A 6,119-nucleotide genomic window follows, 5' to 3' on the forward strand; every position below is an offset into this window, starting at 1 on the left:
GTACTCGACTACCTCGCCGTCGTGTTTGGCTCTGACGCCCTCGACCTTGCCGTCGTCGTCCTGTATCACTCCGTTGACAACTGTCTCGTAATGTATGTCAACTCCCGCTTTGTCTGCTTCTTCGAGAAGAATATTACCGTACTCCCATCTGTCTATGACGGCGAGCTCTCCGGGGATCGGAATGTCGAGGCTATCGCCGTCGGGGAACTCGAACCTGCCGTGGTCAACTCCCGTGTTAGTAAACGACTCCTCGACCCTTTCTATGGGTATAGCATCGGGGAAGGCGTCGGAGCCCTTGAGGGCGTCGCCACACGCTATGTGTCCCGCCTCGTCCTCAGTCTTTCTCTCGATTAGGACGACGTCGAGACCCTCACGTGCGACCGCCGCGGCGGCGTAACATCCGCCCGTGCCGCCGCCCACGACTACTACGTCGGCGTTTTCCTTCTTGCTCATAAGTAGAGTTTTACGAGGGGTAAGAAAAGAGTTTTGAGCGTTCCCGACGAGGTTCCGACATGGACACGGAGACTGCCGAAGCCGAGTCTAAGTCTACGTATACTGTCAGATTCACCGATGGAGAGGAGGTCGAGGTCTCGGACGGACAGACTATACTCAACGCGTGTATAGAGGACGGTGTCAACCACGAGTACTCGTGCCGTGTAGGGATGTGTCTCGCGTGTGTCGGCGAGATAGTCGAGGGCGATGTCAAACAGCCCGGAGCGAGGGGGTTGAGCGACGAGGAGCGTGAGGACTACGTACTGACGTGTATGGCACGTCCCGACTCCGACATGGTAATAGACCGCGGCGAGTACCCTCCGTCGATAGAGGACGGGGACGAGGACGAGTAGACGATGGACGAGTCACTCATAGAAGACGCGCCGATAGAGGAGAGGTCGCTTCTTCCGAAGCCGGGCTTCTTCGTCCCCGACTCTGTACGTGAGAAGAGGAAGGAGGAGAAGATACGTGACGGTCTCTCCGAACACTCGACTGTGATGATAGTCGACGGCGACCCCGACGGTCTCGCGGCGGTCGCTGTCGCCGAGACGGTCTTCGACGACCTCGGCTATGTCTATACCTCGCCCAACGACCTCGACGAGACACTCGAAAGAGCCGTCGACTACGTCGAGGACAACGCCACGGTCTACGTCGTGGATCTCGCGCTTGACTCTCTCGAAGAGATCGACGACGAGTACAAGACATTAGAGGTTCTGACGGAGGTCGCCGACATCTACTGGTACGACCACCACGAGTGGGACGACGAGACCGTCTCGGCTCTCAGAGGCTTCGGAGTCGACGTAGTAATCGGAGACAGCGACGAGGTCTGTTCGGCGGACGTCGTCCTCAGCGAACTTGAAAATGAGGGGTATGTCTTCGGCGACTGGGTCTACGAACTCGTCGACGTCACCCGCGACCACGATCTCTGGATAAAGGAAGATCCCCGATCGGACGACTTAGCCGACTTAGGTGTCTATCTCTCGCCCGACGACTACCTCGAAGTCATACGTGACGGTCCCGAGATAGGCGACGAAGAGGAGGATCTTCTGAAGGAGAAACGAGAGGAGAAGGAGAAACTCATAGACCTCGCAGTCGAGAGGGCTGAGTTCGAAGAAGTCGGAGAGGTCTCGGTCGCACTGACTTATGGGAGATGCTCACAGAACGAGGTCTCGGAGAGCCTAAGGCAGGAGGGAGCCGACGCTGCAGCCGTCATAAAGCCGTCGGGCGGCGTCTCTCTCAGGGGAAGCGACGGCTTCGAGAGATGCCACAAGGTCGCGAAGCTCCTGGGTGGCGGCGGTCATCCTCGCGCAGCAGGCTGTAAGCCCGACATATTCGACACGATGTTCGACTACCTCAGACACTGGACACAGGAGGGCGACGAGTCGAAGTCGGAGATACTGGGTGCTTTCGAGGAGGTCGTCTCGGACTCCGTGACACACGGCTGAGAACCAAGAACTAACGACTGAAAGCCGGGAAACCCGGAGTTCCGGGAGTTTCACACGATGAAACTCTGGTTTCGTATTTAACTACTTTCGGCTGTATCTTCGAAACACGATGTCACCCACTGCTAAGAGAAGACTCAACGACGACCAGAAAGCTATACTTGAGTACCTCAAGGAAGTCTCGGAGGACGGCGTCGTCTTCCTGAAGAGCAAGGAGATATCACGTGAGATAGACATATCGCCGAAGAAGGTCGGGACTAACATCAGCCGTATCTCCGACTCCGAAGAAGTGAGCATAGAGAAATGGAGTGACAGCAACGCGACGACCTGGAAGGTCGAGAGCGAGTCTACGTCGGATTCGAGGCACACATCATAGCACAGGAGATACAAGGTAGCGCGGGATATTTTAGTTTAGTAGGTACAGTGATCTGACCGATGGACGCCGACAGACACGAAGAGGTGATAGATGCCGTCCACAACGACCACGCGCGTGAGATTCTCGTCCGCGCCTCCGAGGAGCCCGTGTCGGCGTCACGTCTCATCGAGGAGATGAACGCCTCGAAGCCGACCGTCTACCGACAGCTCGACGACCTCAAGGATCTGGGTCTGGTCAGGTCACACAAAAAGCCCGATCCCGACGGACACCACCGTGACGTCTATGTCACAGCCGTCGAGGAAGTCCGTATACGTATAGAGTCGGGAGAGTACTCTGTCGACGTCGAGAAACGTCCGACGGACGCCGTCGACAGGTTCACAGAGCTAGTGGAGGATCTGTCATGATAGGGGTCGTTCTCGCTTCTAACCCCAGCTCGGTTCCGGTCGGTGTCGTGGCACTCCTCGCACTAGGTGCCGCAGTCGTCTACTCGTTACGTGTCGCGTACACCGTCGTAGAGGGTTACAGAACCGCCGAGTCTTCGAGTGTGGTATACATCGCCGCAGGACTCCTCCTCCTTACGACAGTTCCGATACTCCTGCGTTTCGTCTTGGCGACCGTCTTCTCCCTGCCTGCGTATGCAATCTCGGGACTCACCGGACTGAGTGAGCTTCTGGGTCTCGGAGCGATACTATACGTGATATACTTCCCACGGGGAGGTGACAGACAGTGATAGAAGCGACCGTCTTAGTCTTCGGTCTCAAGGCAGTAGTCGGCTTAGTAGGTCTCTTCGTGAGCTTACAGGCTTACAGGGGATACAGGAGACACGGTAGCCGGAGTATACTCTTTATCGGGGTCGGTATACTCTTCCTGACTACGGTTCCGGTGGCTCTCTCGTATGGGGTAGCCTGGCTGACTCAGCTACCAGCCGCATACTCGGTAATGTCGATTGCCGTCTCGTACATCGTGGGTCTGGCTTCGGTCGACTACGCTCTCAACTAGATTTACGAGAAGAGAACGACTGTCTTGAAAGCCTCGAAGGCGGCGACCGGAAGAACCGCGAAGACCGACTGTAGGTCGGTGACCCCACGCACAGCCTTCAGGAGACGTGTCCAGAGGAAGAGCGACCAGACTGTCATCAAGTTGTCGAGGTAGTTCGAAGCCACGACGAGTGACGTCTCCTGTACCTGTTCGACAAAGGCGTCGTTTCCGGCTGTCGTCTCGGGCGGCGGTGTCATCTCGGCGCTCACAACCATAGCACCGAGCCAGACCAGCCCGCTGAGTACCCACGGAGAGAAGCCTATGCCTGTGAGCCAGAATACGGGGGAGAACCCCGCGCTTTCGTCTTCAGCGAAGGGCTTTGTGAGGAGGTAAAATACTCCTGCGTAGACGATCCAGTAGACATAGACGTGCCCGAAGCTGATGAGGGCTCCCGTGACGGTTATCTGGGGTAGCTCAAGCCTCACGGGAGCCGTCACATAGGTAATAGTAGGTCCGTCACCTATCACGCTCATAGAGACGAGAAGAAGCTGTGCGAGTAATGTCGAGAGTCCCGTCGCGGCTAAGACGCCCACCGGAAGAGCACGTGGAGGGTCGTCACGTCTGGCTCGGAAGTAAGAAGTAGGAGACCGGACGAGAGAGACCAGACCAGATATCATTAAATGGGTTAGCGACCTTTCGAGAGTTAAATCTGACTCTTTGTGGAACGAGTACCACGTGAATTATTATAAGAGGAGAGACTGATATGGAGCCATGTCACGTATCTACCGCCGGAGGTTTCTAGCCGCTCTCGTTACATCGGCTCTCGCAGGATGCACGAGCGTGCCCGGTTCGGGGTCGGGGTCGGGCGGTAACGGTCAGAAAGCGTCATCACAGAGTTCGTCTTCGACTTCGGCATCGTCTGAGTCGGCACAAGACACCAACTCGTCGTCGACTGATCCCATGATGAGTGTCAAGGATATATCCGCTCCCGACGAGGTACATGCGGGCGACGACCTCACGGTTCGACTCTCGGTTCAGAACTTCGGAGGAGACGGCGTCTTCGAGGCTACTCTAGTCTCGGCTAAGGAAGACGAAACAGTCGAGAAAAAGAGAGTGAGATTCGACGTCGGTTCGGGGGAGGAGGTCACGAGAAGTATAGAAACGAGCCTTGAGTACTCGGGAAACTGGAGCCTCGGTCTCTCGGGGAGCCAGAGCTACAGCTACGAGGAGGAGACTGTCGAAGTAAAGCCCGTAGTACTCGACGAGGGTGGAAGCTACACCGACTCGGTGACCCCTGGCTCCGCCGAGGACGAGGTACGTATACGTGTCGTCGACTCGGCGTCGCCGTCTAAGCTGATGCCCGAGTTCGAGACGCCTGACACGACCGGGAGCCTCGAGTCCGTCTATCCCGGGAGCCCTTACCGGTTCGTAACTGCGGAGATAGAGGTCACCAACATCACCGATAAGACTGTCGAGGCACGGAACCTCGTCTATCTCACGAACCTGTACGCTGACGACAGGATCTACGACGCGAAGTACTACAACGACAAGAAAGGTAGCATACTGGGTGAGATACCGCCCGACGAGTCGGTGAGAGGTGTCGTGGCTTTTGAGATCCTCGACGACCACAGCCTCAAAGACGTAAGACTCGGATGGGAGACCGTACACGACGACGAGAACCCCGAGGCGTACTGGGATCTAACACTCTGAGGCTTCCACCATCAGTATATTCAATACTTTCTGTGACGTACTCACAGACGAAGATGTTTCTGGTTCGCGGAAAAGCCGGAGGGACAGAGCTGACCGGTACCATCTACAAGAGAAGCGAGAACCCTCCGTCTTTCAGGGGAGCACCCGAGACCAACTCGACCTACGTCTGGATCTGTGACGAGTTCTACGAGGTCGAGACGGGCGGCTCAGTACAGGTCGTAGACGGCGACGAGAAAAGGATCGCATTCGAGCCTCCGATCCCTCGGGGATTCGAGACCCTAGACGGTGCTATCCAAGGTGCGCGCGAGCACATACGTACACAGTTCGCTCGTATCGGAGTGTCCAAGGACGAGGTCGAGACCGAGGTCGTGCGTCACGACTGATTACTACTGCTGAGAGAGACCGACCAGCTACCCGACGCAGTCATTCCGGTGTTACTCTCACCGCTCCAGTCGCCCTCTATCTTCGACGAGTCGTCGGAGACGTCGCCCGAGAGTGTCATGTCCATTGTCATGTACTTCATCGCACGTCCCGAGGCTTCGGCTTCGACCTCGCCGTCCGAGACAGAGCCTTCTATGGGTCCCGAGGCGTCCCCTTCTATGCTTCCCGATACCGTCCCCGCGTCGTAGTCGACCTTCATAGTCATGTCACCGCCGACGTTGACGCCTCCCGTCGCCTCGCCGGTCCAGCTTCCCGAGTACTCGCGTTTTGGGGCTTCGTCACCGTCCCCATCCCCTGTAGACGTAGAGCCTGTCGTCTCATGTGTCTGACTACTGTTTTCCGGCTCTGAGGACGGATCATTCTCCGAGTCGGACGTGTCGCTCGAAGACTCCGAGACTCCGTCTTTTTCGCCTGTCTGAGTTGAGCTCTGAGACGGGGTCTGACCCCCATTTCCGGAGTCGGAGTCCGACGACTCCGAGGACGTCTGTTCGGCTTCGTCCTCCGACGACTCGGCACTACTACAGCCTGCTATACCCCCTATTACTGACGTGGCTGCGGCTACGATGAACTTACGTCGTTTCATGTTTCCCCCACCACAGTAGGCATTCGTCTTTAGCTAAGACTTACACCTCGGTTGCGTAGCGGTAACTAGCGTCTCTTGTAGTATCGGCCGTTGTTGA

The 6,119-nt window shown here is 56.8% G+C and carries 11 protein-coding genes; 8 read left to right on the top strand and 3 right to left on the bottom strand.

The genetic code is table 11. The features are described from left to right. On the bottom strand, positions 1–453 hold a 453-nt coding region (locus tag SV253_07845), incomplete at its 3' end, for an FAD-binding protein (protein MDY6775969.1). A gap of 59 nt (positions 454–512) precedes the next feature. On the opposite strand from SV253_07845, the gene SV253_07850 reads away from it, so the two are divergent. From SV253_07850 to SV253_07875, 6 genes are all read left to right on the top strand, one after another. Then, on the top strand, positions 513–845 hold the full coding sequence (locus tag SV253_07850) for a 2Fe-2S iron-sulfur cluster binding domain-containing protein (GenBank protein ID MDY6775970.1): 333 nt from the start codon (positions 513–515) through the stop codon (positions 843–845). Between the two features lie 3 nt (positions 846–848). After that, complete coding sequence (locus SV253_07855; GenBank protein MDY6775971.1) at positions 849–1,937, top strand: recombinase RecJ; 1,089 nt, start codon at positions 849–851, stop codon at positions 1,935–1,937. Positions 1,938–2,046: 109 nt separating this feature from the next. After that, on the top strand, positions 2,047–2,310 hold the full coding sequence (locus SV253_07860) for a hypothetical protein (protein MDY6775972.1): 264 nt from the start codon (positions 2,047–2,049) through the stop codon (positions 2,308–2,310). Between the two features lie 59 nt (positions 2,311–2,369). After that, a complete protein-coding gene (locus SV253_07865; protein ID MDY6775973.1) occupies positions 2,370–2,714 on the top strand; it encodes a winged helix-turn-helix domain-containing protein in 345 nt (114 codons plus the stop codon). Beyond that, positions 2,711–3,040 (top strand): hypothetical protein, encoded by a 330-nt coding sequence (locus SV253_07870; GenBank protein MDY6775974.1) that lies wholly within the window; start codon positions 2,711–2,713, stop codon positions 3,038–3,040. Before SV253_07865 ends, SV253_07870 begins: the two co-directional genes overlap by 4 nt. Continuing rightward, on the top strand, positions 3,037–3,309 hold the full coding sequence (locus SV253_07875; protein ID MDY6775975.1) for a hypothetical protein: 273 nt from the start codon (positions 3,037–3,039) through the stop codon (positions 3,307–3,309). Before SV253_07870 ends, SV253_07875 begins: the two co-directional genes overlap by 4 nt. 2 nt (positions 3,310–3,311) lie before the next feature. Here SV253_07875 and SV253_07880 read toward each other — a convergent pair whose 3' ends face one another. Then, complete coding sequence (locus tag SV253_07880) at positions 3,312–3,965, bottom strand: YIP1 family protein (GenBank protein MDY6775976.1); 654 nt, start codon at positions 3,963–3,965, stop codon at positions 3,312–3,314. Positions 3,966–4,059: 94 nt separating this feature from the next. Here SV253_07880 and SV253_07885 point away from each other — a divergent pair, with 94 nt between their 5' ends. Together SV253_07885 and SV253_07890 are read left to right on the top strand one after the other, a co-directional pair. Continuing rightward, positions 4,060–4,998, top strand: coding sequence for a DUF4352 domain-containing protein (locus SV253_07885; protein MDY6775977.1), 939 nt, complete (start codon positions 4,060–4,062; stop codon positions 4,996–4,998). A gap of 53 nt (positions 4,999–5,051) precedes the next feature. Continuing rightward, on the top strand, positions 5,052–5,381 hold the full coding sequence (locus SV253_07890; protein ID MDY6775978.1) for a hypothetical protein: 330 nt from the start codon (positions 5,052–5,054) through the stop codon (positions 5,379–5,381). Here SV253_07890 and SV253_07895 read toward each other — a convergent pair. After that, the gene (locus SV253_07895; GenBank protein ID MDY6775979.1) at positions 5,372–6,022 is read right to left on the bottom strand and encodes a hypothetical protein; all 651 of its coding nucleotides are present in this window, start codon (positions 6,020–6,022) and stop codon (positions 5,372–5,374) included. The genes SV253_07890 and SV253_07895 overlap by 10 nt on opposite strands. Between the last annotated feature and the right edge of the window lie 97 nt (positions 6,023–6,119).

The sequence above is a fragment of the Candidatus Afararchaeum irisae genome (assembly GCA_034190545.1).
Lineage (GTDB): Archaea > Halobacteriota > Halobacteria > Halobacteriales > Afararchaeaceae > Afararchaeum > Afararchaeum irisae.